Below are 17,056 nucleotides of genomic sequence, written 5' to 3'. Positions count from 1 at the left end.
GCGTTTGCTGCTCTTGCTACCGCCGAACAAGATTGCTGATGCTCGCAGCCATGGCCGCGGCACTCTCCTTGCCGTAGCCGCCGCCACCGACGAACACTGCCGAGGTGCCAAGCGACGAGAGTCGATCCAGCACGAGCGCGTCGCGTTCGACGCAATCGGCCACGGAAAGACGCATGCCGCCGAGTGGATCGCTAGCCAGCACATCGGTTCCGGCCACCACGAAAGCCAACGCGTGCCCACCGATCACCTCGCCCAGCCCGCTGCGCAACCGGGCCAGATATTCGTCACCGGACACGGCGTTGCGCAGAGGAAGGTCGATGTCGACCCGCTGTCGAGTGAAGCCGTCGCGTGGATAGATGGTGTCGTTGTAAATATCCAGAATATCCACTCGCTTGTCGTCCATGAACACATGCGCGTTGCCGTTGCCGTGATGGGCGTCGATATCGACGATCAGAATCCGGTCTTCGGTGCCCAGCGTGTTGTCGCCTCGCAACTGCTCCACCGTGATGCCGATGTCGTTGTAGACACAGAAGCCCTCGGCTGCGTTGCGGCTGGCGTGGTGATAGCCACCGGACAGGTTCCAGACATGCCCGCCTTCGCGTAGCGCCGCGCGTGCCGCTGTGAGCGTGCCGCTCACCGCCCAGCGCATCGGCGTCAGGATACGCCGATCGATCATCGAGAACGGCAGCAAGGGAATCCATGGAAGCTCGAGTGCCTGCAGAATGTAGCGTTTGCTCGACAGCAGGTTTCCGAAGATCGAACCGACGAAGGTTTGGACTGTCGCTTCATCGACAGGCGCCAGCGGTTCTGCCATCTCGACACCGGTCAGTGCGTGGAGGCTCTCGGCAACCTTGGCGTACTTCCTGCCATCGAACGGATGCAGCCGATTGAGCAGACCGAAGTCGATGTTGTACGCAGGGGTGTAGATGATCTTCAAGATTGCTGCAGCTCTCTGGCGAATTTGAGCACTTGGGCCGGCGTCCAGATACCCCAACCCAACACGCGACCGAATCGGTTGTACTCGCCTGCGTGCGGGGTGAACGAAGGGCCTCGCTTCGCACCTTCGATCAAAGCGAGCGCGACGACGTGTGAGCAGTTGTTCCGCGCGATCTGATAGCGCGGTGTGTCCTTCTGAAGGTTGATGATGAATCGGAGCACGGCAGCCTCGTCCAGCAGGGGAAGTTCCACGGTCACCGGCTGCCGGTTGCCCTCGTTGTAAATATCCTGCTGAAGGCTTTGCATCAGCATGCCGGGCTGACTCCGTTTGGTCTTCAAATCCTTTTTTTCCGCGCCTCCGTCAGGCCAGAAACTGACGTATTCGCTTCCGATGGTCAGGGCTGCGTGTCCGATGTGCTCGTTGTCCGCTCTCGCCGCGGGCTTTGCGCTGCAGCGGGAGCTGGATATCGGGGCCGGCATCTCGATCATCGAGGCAGCCGCGGTCTGAAACGCGGCCAAGATGGCGAAAACAGAAGGCATTGAAGCTGTGCAAACGCGTGGGTCGGAGCCGACGCAGGGATCGCGTAGCAACCGACATCCGCGCCGCCTACCTCCCAAGCACCCCTTCGATAGCGGCGACCGCCGCGGCGAGGCCGTCTTCGCTGGCCATGCCTCGGCCAAGCTCGGCCGCACGCGCGACGACGGTTTCCCGCGCGACAAAATCGAGGGCTGCAGCAAGCGCCGCAGTGTCCGGGCTTGCCGCCGGGAGTGCCGCCGGCGCCACGCCCAGCCGACGAAGGCGATCCGCCCAGAACGCCTGATCCCCGGCGAACGGCATGACGATGGAGGGTTTGCCTGCCCGCAGGGCCGAGTGGGTGGTTCCCGATCCGCCGTGGTGGATCACCGCAGCCATCCGTGGAAACAGCCAATCGTGCGGGGTGGCGTCGATGCACAGGACATTGTCCGGCAGACGCACGTCGCCCATCCCGTTCCACCCCGGCCAGAACACGGCACGTCGCCCGTCCAGCGCCGCGATCACCGCACCGAGCATGGCAGCCATGTCGATGCCGGTCATGCTGCCAAAGCCTACATAGACCGGCGCGGTGCCGGCGGCAAGGAACGCCGCCAGAGCCGGAGGTGGCGTGTAGCTTTCACCCATGGGCGGCAGCCACTGGCCACACAGCGTGGCATTCGCCGGCCAGTCCTTGGGCGATGGCAGCAGCGTCGGCGAGATGCCGTAGAGCATGGGCAGATCCTTCCACACGGTTTTCCGCGGCGGCAGGGCCAGCACCTCCGCCCGTGCACGGTTGAGCGCCTGCTTGAAAGCCAGCCAGAACAGCTTGTTGGTGAACGCGAGGCTGGCCCGGTTCAACCAGGCGGGGACCCAGGCCGGCGGCAAGAAGGGCGAAGCAAACTCGCGCGACGGCGTAAGCGGGATCATCCCCGCGATGGCGGCGGGAACCTCGAGGCGCTCGGCCACCGAAAGCCCGACGAAGCCGGCCAGGCCCGACGTCACGATGGCGTCGCAACCTTCCGCCGCGGCCAGCGTCTCCCGCATCCACGCAGCCGTGTGCTTGTTGGTCAATGCCACCATGGCCTTGGCCGTGCCGCGCGGCCCTTGTTGTCCCCAGTCGGCAAACAGCTCGCGGATGTCGCCGGAGAGCGGCGTGGCTGGAATCCCGAGCGCATGCGCCGTGCCCAGGGTTCGCGCGTCGCCCAGCAGAACCACCTCATGGCCCGCTTTGCGCAGGGCATGACCCAGCGCGGCCAGCGGACGCGTATCGCCCTCGGTGCCGCAGGTCAGAAGTACGAGCTTCATGTCACGCTCCCATGTAAAGTAAACGGCGTATACTTTACATGCCACCGAGTGTCTGAGCCATGCCATCTTCCCGTCCGCGTCCCCGGCCATCAAGCCGGGCCGAGTTGCCCGAACACATGGGCCTCGTTGCGCGCCAATTGTTCGCATCGCACGGCTATGCCCAGGTGACCATGGAGCAGGTCGCCGCCCGGGCCGGCGTATCCAAGCGCACCCTGTACAAATACTTTCCGGCCAAAGAAGCTCTGCTGGAACACACGCTGGAAGCTTCCCTCTCGAAAGACCTCGCAACACGCGACTTCAGCCTGCACGAACGTGCCGGCTTCCGCGCCGGCGCCACGGCACTGCTGCACGAATCGGCGCACTGGTGCGAACAGCACGCCGATATCCTGTTGCCCTACATCCGCTACAAGTTCGCCAATTTCGACCCGGGCGCCAGGCCGAAGGAAGATCGCGGCCTGCTTCCGCTCTGGGTGATGCTGATCGAAGCCGCCCAGGATCGCGGCGAACTGGCGCCGCAGCATCGCTCCGAACAACTGGGCATCTATTTCCACTACCTCTACCTGGGTGCCCTGATGCGCTGGCTCAGCGAGCCGGGCCTCGACCTGCGGCAAGAGTTCGACATGGTGATCGGGCTGTTCATGGACGGGGCGGCGGCCGGCGTGAATTGATGTTCGGCAAGCTGGCGCATGGCCATGCAGCCTTGTGTCGCCGCCGGGAGAGCCTCGACATCATGCCCGTGTGGCCGTCGCGGCCAGCGCGAAACCAGGTTCACCCACTGGCAGACGACAGCAGCTCACGACCCCTGAACAACACCACGCCCTATCCTTGCCGGATCGCAACCGCAGGCAAGCGCCATGTTGAACAAGACCTACCCGTACTACCTTGCCAACCGGCCGCAGACGTCGAAGGCCATGCTCGACGTGCGCGACAAGTACAACGGCAAGCTCGCCACCCGCGTCGCGGTACCGGACGCGAAGGCCACCGAGCAGGCGATCGCCGCCGCGGTGAAGGCGGCCAAACCGATGCGCGAGTTCAAGCCGTGGGCGCGCCAGGCCGTGCTGCAGCATTGCGCGCAGCGCTTCGCCGAGCGCCGCGACGAACTGGCCGAGGCGCTGTGCATCGAGGCCGGCAAGCCGATCAAGGATGCAGCCGGCGAGGTGACCCGGCTGATCGAGACCTTCCGCATCGCTGCCGAAGAAGCCGTGCGCATCAACGGCGAGACGATCAACCTGGAACTGGCCAGCCGTCTGGACGGCTATCACGGCTACACCAAGCGCGTGCCGCTGGGGCCGGTGTCATTCATCACGCCGTTCAACTTTCCGCTGAACCTGGTGGCGCACAAGGTGGCGCCGACGATCGCCGCCGGCTGCCCGTTCGTGCTGAAACCGTCGGAGAAGACCCCGATCGGCGCGCTGATCATCGGCGAGGTGCTGGCCGAGACCGATCTGCCGAAGGGCGCGTTCTCGATCCTGCCGCTGGACGGCGACCATGCCGCACCGCTGGTCGAGGACGAGCGCTTCAAGCTGCTCTCGTTCACCGGCGGCCAGATCGGCTGGGCACTGAAGGCACGCGCCGGACGCAAGAAGGTAGTGCTGGAACTGGGCGGCAATGCCGCCTGCATCGTCGACGCCGACCAGGGCGCGCAGCTCGATCGCGTGGTGCAGCGGCTGGTGTTTGGCGCGTTCTACCAGTCCGGACAGAGCTGCATCGGCGTGCAGCGCATCTACGCCCACGCAGATGTCTACGACGCGCTGAAGCGCAAGCTGGTCGCCGCCACGAAGAAGCTCAAGGCCGGCGACCCGCGCGACAAGGAGGTATTCCTCGGCCCGATGATCGACGAGGCGGCCGCCGAACGCCTGCACGGCTGGATTCTGGAAGCGAAACAGGCCGGCGGCAGGATCCTCTGTGGTGGCAAGCGCGAGGGCAACATGCTCGACGCCACGCTGATGGAGAACGTGCCCGCCGATGCCAAGGCGAACCGCATGGAAGCGTTCGGCCCGTTCGCGCTGCTCGCTCCGTTCGACAAGTTCGACCAGGCGATCGGCATGGTCAACGACTCGGACTACGGCCTGCAGGCCGGAATCTTCACCAACGATCTGGACCACGCCATGCGTGCCTGGAACGAGCTTGAGCAAGGCGGCGTCATCATCAACGACATCCCCAGCTTCCGCGTCGACAACATGCCCTACGGCGGCGTCAAGCTGTCCGGCCTGGGTCGCGAAGGCCTGCGCTACGCGATCGAGGACATGACCGAGATCCGCCTGATGGTGATGCGCGAAGGCTGATCCATGCCGGACCCTGCGCCACACGAAAGTCGCCGCCCGCTGCACGGCCGCGACGGAAGCCGGCGGGCATTGCCCGCCCTACCGCAAGGGTTTCATGACCGGTGCGTTCCAGTCCATCGCGTTGTAGACGCGGTACCGCAGCACGCCCAGGTACTCATGCAGGGCCACGTCGGTCAGCACCAGGTTCTGCGCCGAGGGCCACAGGCCCAGGTTGGCGTGCAGGTAATCCGCGCGCACCGGGGTGGCTGCGATACCGAAATGGTCGAAGTACAGCACGCTGCGACGCAAGTGCCAGGCGGAGCTGACCAGCCACACCTTCGGTGCGTCGAGCCTGGCCAGCAGCGGACGCGAGAACTGCGCGTTCTGCCAGGTGTTGTTGCTGCGGGATTCCAGGATGAGATCCTCGTCCGGCACACCGAGCCCGCGCAGCACGCGGGCGTAGGAGACGGCCAGCGGCGTTTCCATGCGTTCCGGGTCGCCGCCGCTGACCAGCAATTTGCAATCGGTCCCGGCCGCGTGGCAGGCGTGGTACAGCACGGCCGCTTCGGTGATCCGTCCGTACGCGCCGATGCTCGGTTCGACCTTGTCCTGCGGCACATGGATCGAACCGCCGGTCAGCAACACGATCGCGTTGTGCGGTGCCCATGCCAGCGTCGGACGCAGCGCATACGGCGCCTGCAGGCGTTGCAGCAACAGCCGGGGCAACACGCCACATCCGGCCAGCAGCAACAGCAGCACCGCCAGTAGCGCGGCGCCGCCGCCCAGCCGACGCCAGCGACGCCAGAGCGCCAGCCAGGCGAGCAGGATCAACGCAGCGATGAGCGAAAGCAGCATGGTCGGGCCGGCAGCACGAAGGCTCGCAGGTTAACCGATGCGAGGCCGCACGCAAGGCGCGCTTTCGTGACGGCGATAACTGCGCGAGGATGATCGACACGCGCGATCGGCGCGTGCCGAGCAGGCGTCGCCATGACCACCCTCGTCTTCGTCCACGGCTGGAGCGTCACCAGCACCGCCACCTACGGACAGATGCCGCAACGCCTCCAGCAACGTGCGGCCGCCAGCGGCCTGGCGATGACCCTGGCCGACATCTGGCTATCCGAATACGTGAGCTTCGACGACGCGGTAACCATGGCCGACCTGGTGCGCGCCTTCGACCACGCCCTGCGCGACCTGCACCTGCAGGACGCAAGCTTCGCCTGCGTGACGCACTCCTTTGGCGGCCCGGTGGTGCGCGAGTGGTTGCGCGCGCAGCGCATGCAACCCGGACGCCACAGCACCATCCGCCTGACCCACTTGGTGATGCTGGCGCCGGCGAACTTCGGTTCCGCATTGGCACAGTTGGGCAAGGGCGTGCTCGGCAAGCTGAAGGCGTGGTGGCACGGCGTGGAACCGGGCCAGCGCCTGCTCGACTGGCTGACGCTGGGCAGCCCGGCCTCGCTCGCCCTCAACCTGGACACCATCCACGGCGCGGACCCCGCGACCACCGGCCTGTATCAGTTCGTGCTGACCGGCGATCGCCCCGACCGCGCGCTGTACGACTACCTGGTGCCCTATACCGGCGAGGACGGCTCCGACGGCGTGGTGCGCATTGCCGCGGCCAATCTCAATGCGCGCCACGCGGTGCTGAGCCGGGATGGCAAAAGCGATGTCGGCGGCATCGACGAGCTGGCGTTGAGGGTGACCCGCGGCCCGCGCTTCGCCTTCAAGATCGTGGCCGACGCCGCCCACTCGGGCAGCGAACACGGCATCCTGCGCGAGGCAGCGCCGACCACCGTGGCCGACATCCTGCGTTGCCTGCAGGTGCGCAGCGGCGGCGACTACGCCACCCTGGCCGACGCCTTTGACGCCGAGAACGCCGCACGCGACGCGCACCGGGTGGAACTGGAACCGGCCGACCCGTTCCCCGCCCGCGTGCACATCCACGACCCGCGCAGCCAGCTGATCGTGCGCATCAGCGACGACAGCGGCGAGGCGCTGGCCGGCGCCGGCTTCCTGCTCACCGCCGGGCCGCAGGCCAGCCCCGACCGGATGCCGCCGGGCTTCATGCTCGATCGCCAGGTCAACCCGCGCCATCGCGCCACCACCACGCTGTATCTCGACCACACGCTGCTCGCGGGCGCCGATCGCGTGAGTCATCCGGACAACTCGCGCAAGACACTGCGCCCCGCCATGCCCAGCCACCGGCCCTACGGTGCCAGCGTCACGCCGCAGGATCTCGGCGGCCTGGTGCATCACGCGCTGGCGCGCAGCATTGCCGCCGATGACCTGTTCGCCATCCTCGGCCCGCACCAGACCACCGTGCTGGACGTGGTGCTCTCGCGCAAAATCCACGCCGGCGTGTTCCGCCTCATCCGCGACCTGGAGCCGCAGGACTTCCGCCAGCCGTCGCCCGGCCCGGTGATCGGCTAGCGCAACTGGCCCTGTCGCGCGCAGGAAGTTACGATGCGCGACAGGGCGGCGACGCGGTTCCGCGCGCCAAGGGGATCAACCGGTGTGTCACCAGACTTTCGTCAGCCCCGCCTGACGGGCAGCAGGTCAGTTGGCGCCCAAACGCTGCAGCTCAATCCATCAGGTCAGGGAGGACATCGCATGAAGAAAATCGTGTTCGCGATCATCGTGATCGCCGCGGCGATCTGGTATTTCGACCTCAGCCGCAGGATGACCGAAACCGCGATCCGCGAGAGCTACCAGGCGCAGATCGCGGCGCTGCAGCGATTCGACGCCAGGCCGCTGTGCGACGCGCTGGACGACAGCTACCAGGCCACCGTGACAGCCCGCGGTTCGGCCCGCGCGCCGAGCGCCAAGGACAAGGCCGGCGCCTGCGCGGACCTCACCCGTACCCTGCGCCGGATGAAGACCCTGAGCGAACGCACCGGCGGCCTGCTGGAGCCGGATTACGACTTCGAGATCAAGTCGATCAAACTCTCCGACGACCGCAAGACCGCCACCGTGGAGATCACCAGCGCCATGCGCATCGGCGACATGACCCTCGCCCGCTCCCGTTCGGTGGAACACCTCATCCGCCGCCTGGGCCGCATCCGCAGCGTCAGCAGCGAAGAAACCGTGTGGGCGTACCAGCCGGAATAGGCCGAACGTCGGCGAGTACCACCGATGCCTCGATCTGTCGTTCCGATATGTTCCAGTAGGCCCGCAGCAGCTTCGGCGCCTGCGCCGTCGGCACCGGTTCGAAACCGTGCCGCTGATAGAAGCGGATCGCCCAGTCGGCCGCGGACCATGTGCCCACCAGCATGCGCCGCGCACTCTTGCGGCGCAGGTGCGTGATCAGCTCCCCGCCGATGCCGCAGCCCTGCTGGCCAGGCAGGACGTAGGCGTGGCGGATCAGGTCGACGTCTCGCACCGCCTGGACACCCATCACGCCGACCAGCGCGCCATCCATTTCATAACCCCGGAATTCGACCCCGGCGGCGATCTCGCCGTCGAGCTCCCGCAACGTCATGTATGGCTCGTGCCAGCAATCGTCGGGAATCACGCCCCGGTACGCCTCGGCAGCGGCCTGGATGATCGCAAGTATCGTCGCGCGCTCGTCGTCGCGACAGCGCCGGATGATCGCCGGCGCGACGCCTTCGGTGGTTGTCGGGGAAACTTCGCCTTGGTTGGGGTCGATGATGGCGTTCTGCATGTGCCGCACTCCTGTCGGTTGGACGGGTGCAAGCCTGACGACACCGACGCGGGCGGTCTTGGACAAAAGTGCGGGCGCGGAATCAACCGGCGGCGGCGTAGCGGCTCGGCGTAACGCCGAACTGCCGGGTGAAACAGCGGGTCAGGTGGCTCTGGTCGAAAAAGCCGGCAATCGCCGCCGCCTCGGCCAGCGCATGGCCGTTGCGAATGAGCCGGCGCGCCAGAGCGACCCGCCGCTGCAAGATGTAAGCATGCGGCGGCAGCCCCAGCTCGCGCGCAAAGCCGCGAAGCAACTGGTAGCGACTGAGCCCGGCCTCGTCGGCCAGGCTTGCCAGCATCAGCGGCGCGGCCGGGTCGTCATCGATCCTGTCGCGGACCTGGCGGATGGAAGCCACCGGCCCCGGCGACGCCATTCGGCCGCCCGCCGCATTGGCCTGCATGCCCGCAGCCAGGCGCAGGAGCGCCGTCTCGCAGGCCATCGCATTGCTCGATCCGCCCGCAGGCACATGGGTGAAGATGTCATCGAAAAGCCGGCGCAATCGCTCGTCCTTGAATACCGGTGCGGCGAATGCCAGCGATATGTGGGCGCCGTCGTGGATATCGTCCAGGACGTTGCCCAGCAGCTCGGGATCGACATACAACATCCGCCACGACCGCGGCTGTCCATGGATTGCGCGGCCGTCATGGACTTCGCCCGGGTTCACGAAAATCAGGCTGCCCGGCCCGGCTTCGACCTGACCCCGGCCGCTCGACGATGCATGTCCGCCGGTGTCGAGGACACCAATGCCGTACTGGTCGTGCGTGTGGCGCGGATAGCTGCGCGCCGTGGATGCCGTCATCGCGTCGATGCCGGCCAGAGGGAAACGGTGGTAGAGGATACGCTCGCTCATCCGCACTCCAGAGGGCTGCGGTGCCTCGGGCCCTGGGAGCCAGCCCGGCGCCGGCTGGCAACGGTGCTCAGCCGTTGCCGCGCACCCGCACTGTCAACCCTTTCAGGAAATTGCGCAGCAACTGGTCGCCGCACAGCTTGAAGTTCTTGTGGTCGCTCTGGCGAAACAGCGCGCTGAGTTCCGGCTTGGAGACGGGGAAACCGGCGGACTCGAGGATCTGGTGCATGTCCACATCCTTGAGTTCGAACGCCACGCGCAGCTTCTTCAGTACCACGTTGTTGGTGACGCGCTTCTCCGGCGGGCGCGGCGGGCGGCTTTCGTCCTTGCCGCGGCGGTGGAACACCAGTCCGTCGAGAAAAAGCGCCAGCAGCTTGGTGCTGCATTCGACGTAGCCGGGCTCGTCGTCCTTCTTCAGCATCGCCTGCACTTCTTCCTTCGTCACCGGCGCGGCGGCGTCGGCCAGGTGGATCAGCTCCACCACCTTGCCGTCGCTCAAGTCGAGCATGTAGCGGATGGAGCGCAGTACGTCGTTGTTGATCATGTCGTTCCGAAGGGGCGTGCGTAAGGCCGCCATGCTACCGCGACGGTCCGGCGAGTTTCAGTCGGCACAGGCTCAACCCCCTTTCCGTTCGCGCTGCGTTTCATCTTCCACACCCGGAGGAGAACCGACGCGATGAAAACGAATACCCTGTGGCGCAGCGTGTTGATGGCCTTGCTGGTGATGCTTGCCGGCTGCGGCCACCGGCCAACCGCCGAGCCGGTCAAGACCGGCCATGCCGCCAGCGCCGCGGCAACGCAGAATGACCAGTCGGCCCGGACCACGCCGGCACCTTCCACCCGCCCGTTGCAGGAAACCGCACCCAGGGCGGCGAACGACACCACACTGCCCTCGCCGCCACGACTGCCACCGCCGCCGTATGTGCAACGCCGGGCAACCCCGCCTTCGCCTCCCGCACCGCCACCGATGGTCGCGGCGCCATTGGCAGCAGGCAAACGCATGGCCCCCGCCATGCCGACGATGGCGTCGATCATCATGCCCCCGAACCAACCATTGCCCGGCGACATCAACACCGAAAACTACACCCACCGCGACGCCAATCCGGTGCGGCTGGTGAGCGAACACCCGGTGTCCACCTTCAGCATCGACGTCGACACCGGCGCGTACACCAACGTGCGGCGCATGTTGAATGCCGGCCGCCTGCCGCCAGCCGACGCGGTGCGCGCGGAGGAGTTCATCAACTATTTCGATTACCACTACGCGCCGCCGGCGAATCGCGCGCAGCCGTTCAGCGTCATCACCGAACTGGCGCCGGCGCCGTGGAATGCACAGCGGCAACTGTTGCTGGTCGGCATCCAGGGTTATCGCGTGCCGAAGGCGCAGATCCCCGCCGCCAACCTGGTGTTCCTGATCGATACCTCCGGCTCGATGAACGAGCCGGACAAGCTGCCGCTGCTCAAGGCTTCGCTGAAACAGCTGGTGCGCGAACTGCGCAAGCAGGACCGGGTGGCGATCGTCACCTATGCCGGTTCCGCCGGCGTCGCCCTGCCTTCCACTGCCGGCGACCAGCACGCCACCATCGATGCCGCCATCGACAGCCTCGGCGCCGGCGGTTCCACCAATGGCGGGGCCGGCATCAAGTTGGCCTATGCGCAGGCCGGACAAGGCTTCATCAAGGACGGTGTAAACCGGGTAATCCTGTGCACCGACGGTGATTTCAACGTGGGCACGGTCGACGAGGAAGCCCTGAAAACCACCATCGAGGACCATCGCAAGAGCGGCGTGGCGCTGACCACGCTGGGCTTCGGCGAAGGCAACTACAACGATGCGATGGCGGTGATGCTGGCCGACGTGGGCAATGGCAGCCACCACTACATCGACAACCTCGCCGAAGGCCGTCGCGTGCTGGTGGACGAGATGTCCGCGACACTGCTGACCATCGCCAGGGACGTGAAGATCCAGCTGGAGTTCAACCCCGCCCAGGTGCAGGAGTACCGCCTGATCGGCTACGAGAAGCGCCTGCTCAAGCGCGAGGATTTCAACAACGACCAGGTCGACGCCGGCGAGATCGGCGCCGGTGCCAACGTCACCGCGATCTACGAGATCACCCCGGCCGGCTCTGCCGGCGCGCGGATCGATCCACTGCGCTACGGCGGCCGCGCCGAGCCGCAAGGCCACGGCAATGAACTCGGCTTCCTGCGCCTGCGCTACAAGTTGCCGGGTCAGTCGGCGAGCCGCCTGATCGAACAGCCGATCGCCGCGCAGGCCGAGGCTGAAGCCAGCGAGCGGCTGCGCTGGGCCGCCGCGGTGGCCGCGTTCGCCGATGCCTTGCGCGGCGGCAAGTACCTGGACGGCTACGGCTACCGCCAGATCGCGCAGCTCGCCAACGGTGCCCGCGGCCAGGATGCCGACGGCTACCGCGCCGGCTTCGTGCAGTTGGTGAAGCTGGCCGAGGGCTTGGCCACGCCCGCCCCCGCCAACCCTGAAACTTTCCTGCGCTGAGCCATTCGGCCCCGCCGCGTCGACCGCCGTGACGACCGCAGCCTGCTCCCCCGCTGCCGCCTTCCCCCACGACGAGCGCGCGGCGGGGCCGATACCCGTCGCGCCGGCGCCCCTGCACGGGTCGCCCGGACACCGCCGATTTGTCTTACCCTCGCACTCCATGGATGCCCTGGTCGACCCCGATGCGATGCTGATGCTGGCCTACGCGCGCGGCGATCTTGCCGCGTTCGAGGCGCTGTACGCGAAGCATCGCGGCGTGCTGTATCGGTTCCTGCTGCGCAGCCTGCGCGATCCCCAGCGCACCGACGAGCTGTTCCAGGAAACCTGGAGCCGGGTGATCGCCGCCCGCGCGCGCTACCAGCCGCAAGCAAAGTTCAGCACCTGGCTGCTGCAGATCGCGCACAACCTTCTGGTCGATGCGCTGCGCCGCCAGCGCCCCACCGCCGACGGCGAGGAAGCCGAACTGGCGCTGTCCCGCGTCGCCATCCCCGAACACGAGCAACCCGAGCACGCCTGGTCCGATTTCGAGCGCCGCCGCCATCTGCAGCGCGCGATCGAGCAGTTGCCCGACGAGCAACGCACCGCCATCCTGTTGCGGCTGGAGCAGGAGCTGAGCCTGGAGGAGATCGCCGAAGTGACCGGCAGCGGCCGCGAGACCGTGAAGTCGCGCCTGCGCTATGCCATGACCCGCCTACGTGAAGCGCTGTCCGAATGAGCACGCCCCTGCCACCGAACGATCCCGCCACCCCGGACGAGAAGCTGCCCGGCGAAGCCGAAGTGGCCGCGCTGTACCGGCATCTGCCGCGGCGCGAGCCCGGTCCGGAGCTGGACGCGGCCGTGCTGCATGCCGCGGCGCATGCGCTCGGCGTCGACCGGGCGCCGTTGCACGTCGAACGCCGCAAGAACCCGCGCGAGTCCGGCGACTGGGTACACCCCAAGCCGTTGTCGGCGATCAAGGCTCGCGCGATCCCGTCGGTCGACCCGGCCGCGCGCGCACGCCGTCGCCCCATGCCGCACTGGCTGGTGGCGCTGGGCAGCGCGGCCAGCCTGGTGCTGGTTGCCGGCCTGGCCTGGCACATGCGCTCGACGTCGCCGGCTTCGCCGCTGCCGACCGAAACGGCCGCGCCGGCGCAGGCCGTCACGCTGCCCACTGCCGGGCAAGCTGCCGATCGCGCCGTTACCGCCGCGGCGCCGTCACCGCGCACGCAGGCAACAGAAGTGGCCGAGCGCCAGTCGACGGCTGCCAGGAAACAAGCCGCCGCCCCTGCCGTCGTCGCGGCAAGGATGGCCCCACCGCCGCCGCCGGTGACGCCGATGGCCAAGGCGTCATTGCAACCGCAGATGGCCGCAGCCCCACCGGCACCGCCGCCACCGCCGCTGCCGGCAATGCTCCAGGTGCCCGCGCCGCCAGCGGACACCGTCGCGAAGGAAGCCGCACCAGCGACGGCTGGCGTCATCACTCCGGCCGAGGAGCTGGCGCGGATCGAGCAGCTGTTCGCGCAAGGCGAGCAGCACGAGGCACGCCAGCGCCTGCTCGATTTCCACCACGCCCACCCGCAATGGCCGCTCCCGCCGGAGCTGCAGGCGAAACTGCCCAAACCGTGAGCGAGCCGCTGTCCACCGTCGCCGCGCGTTGCCGCCACCAGCAGGACATCCGCAAGAGCCGCTTCCTCGCCATCGCCGAGCCGGTGACCTCGCCCGCCCAGGCGCTGGCCTTCCTGCGCGAGGTCGCCGACCCGGCCGCCACGCACAATTGCTGGGCCTGGCGCATGGGCCAGGACTACCGCTTCAACGACGACGGCGAACCCGGCGGCACCGCGGGCCGACCGATCCTGCAGGCGATCGAGGGCCAGCAGATGGACGGCGTGATGGTGGTGGTCACGCGCTGGTACGGCGGCATCAAGCTCGGCGCCGGCGGCCTCGCCCGCGCCTATGGCGGCACCGCCGCCGAGTGCCTGCGCCTGGCCGACCGGGTGCCGATCGTGGCGATGGCGCGGCTGGGCCTGCACGTGGAATTCGCCGTGCTTGGGGTGCTCAAGGCGCGGCTGAAGGAACTGCAGGCCGAGACCGAACACGAGGCCTTCGGCGCCGACGGCGTCGAGCTGCAACTGCAACTGCCGCAGAGCCGCGCGGACGACCTGGCGCTGCTGGTGCGCGACCTCACCCGCGGCCGCAGCAGGGCGAAACGCCTGGATTGACCGCGCCCCGGGTAGGGCGGACTCCGTCCGCCGGCTCTTCGCGTGCACCGCAGCCAGACGCGATGGCGGGCCGTGCCCGCCCTACTCGCTGGATCGACCGCCCCGGGTAGGGCGGACTCCGTCCGCCGGCTCTTCGTATGCATCGCAGCCAGACGCGATGGCGGGCAGTGCCCGCCCTACTCGCGCCCGCCCGGGTAGGAGCCCGCTCGCGGGCGATGCTTTCAGGCCGGGAAGGGAATAGGGAATCGCAAGAGCAAGAACATGGCGTGTGGTTCGCCGATTGAATCGGCGGCCTTCTGCCCCACTTCAGTGGCTGCGTGCCGCCGTGCGCATCCCTTACGGACATCCTGCGAGCCTCCATGAGCGACACCGCCCACGACACGCCCCGCCCGTCCCGCCGCCTCGGCGCGCTGCGCGGACTGTGGCCGTTCCTGAAACCGCACCGCGCGCTCGCCGTCGGCTGGCTGGTGTTCCTGGGGTTGTCCTCGGGCGCGTCGCTGACCTTGCCGCTGGCGTTCCGCCACATCATCGACAAGGGCTTCGGCCACGCCAGCCAGACGGCGATCAACGAGACCTTCATCGCCCTGTTCGGCGTGGCGCTGGTCCTCGCCGTGGCCACGGCGGCGCGCTATTTCTGCATCACCCTGCTGGGCGAACGCGCGCTGGCTTCCTTGCGGCAGACCCTGTACGCGCAGGTGATCCGGCTGGACGTGGCGTTCTTCGAACGCAGCCGTGTCGGCGAACTGCTGTCGCGCCTCAGCGCCGATACCGAAGTGGTGCAGACGCTGATCGGCTCGGGCGTGTCGGTGGCATTGCGCAGCGTGGTGATGCTGGTCGGCGCCAGCGCCATGATGGTATGGACTGCGCCCTCGCTGGCCGGACTCACCGCGCTGGTGATCCCCGCGGTGATGCTGCCGATTCTCGTCTTCGGCCGCCGCGTGCAGAAACTCTCGCGCGCCAGCCAGGATCGCCTCGCCGACGCCGCGGCGATCGCCAACGAAACCCTCAACGCCTCCACCGCGGTGAAAGCGTACGCGCGCGAGAACATCGAAAGCACCCGCTACAGCCACGCGATCCTGCGTGCGCTGGCCACCGCGCGCCGACGCATCGGCATGCGCGCGCTGCTGACCATGGCGGTGATCGTGCTGGTGTTCGGCGCAATCACCCTGGTGCTGTGGGCCGGCGCGCGCCATGTGCTGACCGGCACGCTGGACCCCGGCGTGCTCGGCCAGTTCGTGCTCTACGCCGTGTTCGCCGCCGGCTCGGTCGCCGGCCTCTCCGAGGTCTGGGGCGACGTGCTGCGCGCGGCCGGCGCGATGGAGCGCCTGGGCGAGCTGCTCGACGAGCGTCCCGAAATCGTCGCACCGGCGCAGCCGCTCGCCCTGCCCAAGCCGCTCCGCGGCGCGCTGCGCTTCGACGGCGTCAGCTTCCACTACCCGAGCCGCCCCGACGCGCCCGCGCTGCACGACTTCACGCTGGACGTGCGCCCCGGGGAAACCGTCGCCCTGGTCGGTCCCTCCGGCGCCGGTAAAAGCACGGTGTTCTCGCTGCTGCTGCGCTTCTACGATCCGCAGTCCGGCCGCATCTGCATCGACGGCATCGACCTGCGCGCGGTGACGCTGGACGACCTGCGCGGCGCGATCGCGCTGGTGCCGCAGGAGACCGTGATCTTCAGCGGCAGCGCCGCCGACAACATCCGCTTCGGCCGCGACGGCGCCAGCGACGAGGAAGTGCACGAGGCCGCCCGCGCCGCCGAAGCGCACGACTTCATCAGCGCGCTGAACGACGGCTACCAGGCCGAGATGGGCGAACGCGGCGTGCGCCTCTCCGGCGGCCAGCGCCAGCGCATCGCGATCGCCCGCGCGATCCTGCGCGACGCCCCGCTGCTGCTGCTCGACGAAGCCACCTCGGCGCTGGATGCGCAATCCGAAGCAGCGATCCAGCAAGCACTGGAACGCCTCGAAAAAGGCCGCACCACCCTCGTCATCGCCCACCGCCTCGCCACCGTGCAACGTGCCGACCGCATCGTGGTGCTCGACGGCGGCCGCATCGTGGCGCAAGGCACGCACGACAGTTTGCTGGCCGAAGGTGGCCTGTATGCCGAATTGGCACGGTTGCAGTTCGTGGCCTGATCCGTATCCCCCAATCCCGAATCCCGGCCTTCCATGCCTATCGTCCTCACTCCCTTCGCCCGCACCCGACTGTTCCCTCGCGATCGCCGCCGCAGCGCGATCCAGGATTGCACCGCCGAGGAGTTCGAGCAGCGCCTCAACATCGAAGCACCGCTGAAAGTGCTCGACGGCTACGCGCCGTTCTGCAAGCTGCACGTGCACCGCAACTGGACCTCCACGCGCTGCACCGCCACGCCGATCACCGAGGCCAACCGCCACCTGTTGCGCTCGGCCTACGAGGCGCGCAGCACCGACGAATTGCCGGTGCTGGTGCGCTGGTTCGAAGGCATCGACCCGCCGGTCGCCAACTATCTGCTGCCGATCCTCTACAGCCGCGAACAGCTGGCGAAGGAAGGTTCGCCGATCGACGCCGACTGGGGCGTGGTCGGCTGCCTCTACACGGCCGAGCCCGAAGAGATCCCGATGGTGCCGATCACCATGCTGCGCAATGCGCTGGGCGTGGAAGAAGGCGGCTCGGGCGTGCCACTGGATCGCGCGGCCTATCGGCGCGCCGTGGCGTTCTGGGAACGGCACGCGAACTGGCGCTGAGCAGGGCAAGCCGCGAAGAGCAACCTCGCCCCGGCCCTCCCCTGCCATCGCAGGGGAGGGAGCACATCC

18 protein-coding genes are annotated in these 17,056 nt (G+C 67.9%); 10 read left to right on the top strand and 8 right to left on the bottom strand.

The window, feature by feature from the left end:
• Window positions 1-16: 16 nt before the first annotated feature.
• From ACVCL3_RS01480 to ACVCL3_RS01470, 3 genes are all read right to left on the bottom strand, one after another.
• Window positions 17-937 (bottom strand): histone deacetylase family protein, encoded by a 921-nt coding sequence (locus ACVCL3_RS01480; RefSeq protein WP_447098781.1) that lies wholly within the window; start codon window positions 935-937, stop codon window positions 17-19.
• Window positions 934-1,425 (bottom strand): hypothetical protein, encoded by a 492-nt coding sequence (locus ACVCL3_RS01475; RefSeq protein WP_447100254.1) that lies wholly within the window; start codon window positions 1,423-1,425, stop codon window positions 934-936. The genes ACVCL3_RS01480 and ACVCL3_RS01475 overlap by 4 nt, the downstream gene beginning before the upstream one ends.
• A gap of 118 nt (window positions 1,426-1,543) precedes the next feature.
• The gene (locus ACVCL3_RS01470) at window positions 1,544-2,755 is read right to left on the bottom strand and encodes a glycosyltransferase (RefSeq protein WP_447100253.1); all 1,212 of its coding nucleotides are present in this window, start codon (window positions 2,753-2,755) and stop codon (window positions 1,544-1,546) included.
• Between the two features lie 116 nt (window positions 2,756-2,871).
• Between ACVCL3_RS01470 and ACVCL3_RS01465 the strand changes: the two genes are divergently transcribed.
• The gene (locus ACVCL3_RS01465) at window positions 2,872-3,423 is read left to right on the top strand and encodes a TetR/AcrR family transcriptional regulator (RefSeq protein ID WP_447100252.1); all 552 of its coding nucleotides are present in this window, start codon (window positions 2,872-2,874) and stop codon (window positions 3,421-3,423) included.
• 186 nt (window positions 3,424-3,609) lie between these two features.
• Window positions 3,610-5,040, top strand: coding sequence for an aldehyde dehydrogenase family protein (locus tag ACVCL3_RS01460; protein WP_447100251.1), 1,431 nt, complete (start codon window positions 3,610-3,612; stop codon window positions 5,038-5,040).
• 78 nt (window positions 5,041-5,118) lie between these two features.
• On the opposite strand, the gene ACVCL3_RS01455 is transcribed toward ACVCL3_RS01460, so the two are convergent.
• Window positions 5,119-5,874, bottom strand: a complete 756-nt coding sequence (locus tag ACVCL3_RS01455) for a YdcF family protein (RefSeq protein ID WP_447100250.1) — start codon at window positions 5,872-5,874, stop codon at window positions 5,119-5,121.
• Between the two features lie 132 nt (window positions 5,875-6,006).
• Here ACVCL3_RS01455 and ACVCL3_RS01450 point away from each other — a divergent pair, with 132 nt between their 5' ends.
• Window positions 6,007-7,449, top strand: a complete 1,443-nt coding sequence (locus ACVCL3_RS01450; RefSeq protein ID WP_447098775.1) for a phospholipase — start codon at window positions 6,007-6,009, stop codon at window positions 7,447-7,449.
• Between the two features lie 180 nt (window positions 7,450-7,629).
• Window positions 7,630-8,127 carry a hypothetical protein gene (locus ACVCL3_RS01445; protein ID WP_447098774.1) on the top strand — a complete coding sequence of 166 codons (498 nt, stop codon included), beginning with the start codon at window positions 7,630-7,632 and terminating at the stop codon, window positions 8,125-8,127.
• Here the strand turns inward: ACVCL3_RS01445 and ACVCL3_RS01440 are convergent.
• From ACVCL3_RS01440 to ACVCL3_RS01425, 4 genes are all read right to left on the bottom strand, one after another.
• Window positions 8,087-8,680 (bottom strand): GNAT family N-acetyltransferase, encoded by a 594-nt coding sequence (locus ACVCL3_RS01440; RefSeq protein ID WP_447100249.1) that lies wholly within the window; start codon window positions 8,678-8,680, stop codon window positions 8,087-8,089. The two genes, ACVCL3_RS01445 and ACVCL3_RS01440, sit on opposite strands and share 41 nt — an antisense overlap.
• Window positions 8,681-8,762: 82 nt before the next feature.
• Window positions 8,763-9,569, bottom strand: a complete 807-nt coding sequence (locus ACVCL3_RS01435) for an AraC family transcriptional regulator (protein WP_395118771.1) — start codon at window positions 9,567-9,569, stop codon at window positions 8,763-8,765.
• A 67-nt stretch (window positions 9,570-9,636) separates the two neighbouring features.
• Entirely contained in the window at window positions 9,637-10,110 is a 474-nt protein-coding gene (locus ACVCL3_RS01430) for a YehS family protein (protein ID WP_395118773.1), read from the bottom strand.
• Complete coding sequence (locus tag ACVCL3_RS01425; RefSeq protein ID WP_395118775.1) at window positions 10,107-10,604, bottom strand: hypothetical protein; 498 nt, start codon at window positions 10,602-10,604, stop codon at window positions 10,107-10,109. The genes ACVCL3_RS01430 and ACVCL3_RS01425 overlap by 4 nt, the downstream gene beginning before the upstream one ends.
• Here ACVCL3_RS01425 and ACVCL3_RS01420 point away from each other — a divergent pair.
• The 6 genes from ACVCL3_RS01420 to ACVCL3_RS01395 all read left to right on the top strand — a co-directional run bounded on the left by ACVCL3_RS01420 (window position 10,603) and on the right by ACVCL3_RS01395 (window position 16,987).
• Complete coding sequence (locus ACVCL3_RS01420; protein WP_447100248.1) at window positions 10,603-12,069, top strand: vWA domain-containing protein; 1,467 nt, start codon at window positions 10,603-10,605, stop codon at window positions 12,067-12,069. The two genes, ACVCL3_RS01425 and ACVCL3_RS01420, sit on opposite strands and share 2 nt — an antisense overlap.
• Before the next feature lie 160 nt (window positions 12,070-12,229).
• Entirely contained in the window at window positions 12,230-12,784 is a 555-nt protein-coding gene (locus ACVCL3_RS01415; RefSeq protein ID WP_447100247.1) for an RNA polymerase sigma factor, read from the top strand.
• Entirely contained in the window at window positions 12,781-13,674 is an 894-nt protein-coding gene (locus ACVCL3_RS01410) for a hypothetical protein (RefSeq protein WP_447100246.1), read from the top strand. The genes ACVCL3_RS01415 and ACVCL3_RS01410 overlap by 4 nt, the downstream gene beginning before the upstream one ends.
• The gene (locus tag ACVCL3_RS01405) at window positions 13,671-14,267 is read left to right on the top strand and encodes an IMPACT family protein (protein ID WP_447100245.1); all 597 of its coding nucleotides are present in this window, start codon (window positions 13,671-13,673) and stop codon (window positions 14,265-14,267) included. Before ACVCL3_RS01410 ends, ACVCL3_RS01405 begins: the two co-directional genes overlap by 4 nt.
• Before the next feature lie 359 nt (window positions 14,268-14,626).
• A complete protein-coding gene (locus tag ACVCL3_RS01400; protein WP_447100244.1) occupies window positions 14,627-16,399 on the top strand; it encodes an ABC transporter transmembrane domain-containing protein in 1,773 nt (590 codons plus the stop codon).
• Between the two features lie 33 nt (window positions 16,400-16,432).
• Window positions 16,433-16,987: a DUF3228 family protein gene (locus tag ACVCL3_RS01395; RefSeq protein ID WP_395118787.1), complete on the top strand. Its 555-nt coding sequence runs from the start codon at window positions 16,433-16,435 to the stop codon at window positions 16,985-16,987.
• Window positions 16,988-17,056: the final 69 nt, after the last annotated feature.

The organism is Rhodanobacter sp. UC4437_H4, assembly GCF_052978425.1.
Note: the sequence above shows the minus strand (reverse complement) of the source record. Positions and strands in the feature narration are given on the sequence as shown.

Excerpts from the sequence above, each read along its gene's own strand:
- ACVCL3_RS01475 (WP_447100254.1), bottom strand. The coding sequence starts at position 1,425 with ATGATCGAGATGCCGGCCCCGATATCCAGCTCCCGCTGCAGCGCAAAG.
- ACVCL3_RS01470 (WP_447100253.1), bottom strand. The coding sequence starts at position 2,755 with ATGAAGCTCGTACTTCTGACCTGCGGCACCGAGGGCGATACGCGTCCG.
- ACVCL3_RS01465 (WP_447100252.1), top strand. The coding sequence starts at position 2,872 with ATGGGCCTCGTTGCGCGCCAATTGTTCGCATCGCACGGCTATGCCCAG.
- ACVCL3_RS01460 (WP_447100251.1), top strand. The coding sequence starts at position 3,610 with ATGTTGAACAAGACCTACCCGTACTACCTTGCCAACCGGCCGCAGACG.
- ACVCL3_RS01455 (WP_447100250.1), bottom strand. The coding sequence starts at position 5,874 with ATGCTGCTTTCGCTCATCGCTGCGTTGATCCTGCTCGCCTGGCTGGCG.
- ACVCL3_RS01450 (WP_447098775.1), top strand. The coding sequence starts at position 6,007 with ATGACCACCCTCGTCTTCGTCCACGGCTGGAGCGTCACCAGCACCGCC.
- ACVCL3_RS01445 (WP_447098774.1), top strand. The coding sequence starts at position 7,630 with ATGAAGAAAATCGTGTTCGCGATCATCGTGATCGCCGCGGCGATCTGG.
- ACVCL3_RS01440 (WP_447100249.1), bottom strand. The coding sequence starts at position 8,680 with ATGCAGAACGCCATCATCGACCCCAACCAAGGCGAAGTTTCCCCGACA.
- ACVCL3_RS01435 (WP_395118771.1), bottom strand. The coding sequence starts at position 9,569 with ATGAGCGAGCGTATCCTCTACCACCGTTTCCCTCTGGCCGGCATCGAC.
- ACVCL3_RS01430 (WP_395118773.1), bottom strand. The coding sequence starts at position 10,110 with ATGATCAACAACGACGTACTGCGCTCCATCCGCTACATGCTCGACTTG.
- ACVCL3_RS01420 (WP_447100248.1), top strand. The coding sequence starts at position 10,603 with ATGCCCCCGAACCAACCATTGCCCGGCGACATCAACACCGAAAACTAC.
- ACVCL3_RS01425 (WP_395118775.1), bottom strand. The coding sequence starts at position 10,604 with ATGATGATCGACGCCATCGTCGGCATGGCGGGGGCCATGCGTTTGCCT.
- ACVCL3_RS01415 (WP_447100247.1), top strand. The coding sequence starts at position 12,230 with ATGGATGCCCTGGTCGACCCCGATGCGATGCTGATGCTGGCCTACGCG.
- ACVCL3_RS01410 (WP_447100246.1), top strand. The coding sequence starts at position 12,781 with ATGAGCACGCCCCTGCCACCGAACGATCCCGCCACCCCGGACGAGAAG.
- ACVCL3_RS01400 (WP_447100244.1), top strand. The coding sequence starts at position 14,627 with ATGAGCGACACCGCCCACGACACGCCCCGCCCGTCCCGCCGCCTCGGC.
- ACVCL3_RS01395 (WP_395118787.1), top strand. The coding sequence starts at position 16,433 with ATGCCTATCGTCCTCACTCCCTTCGCCCGCACCCGACTGTTCCCTCGC.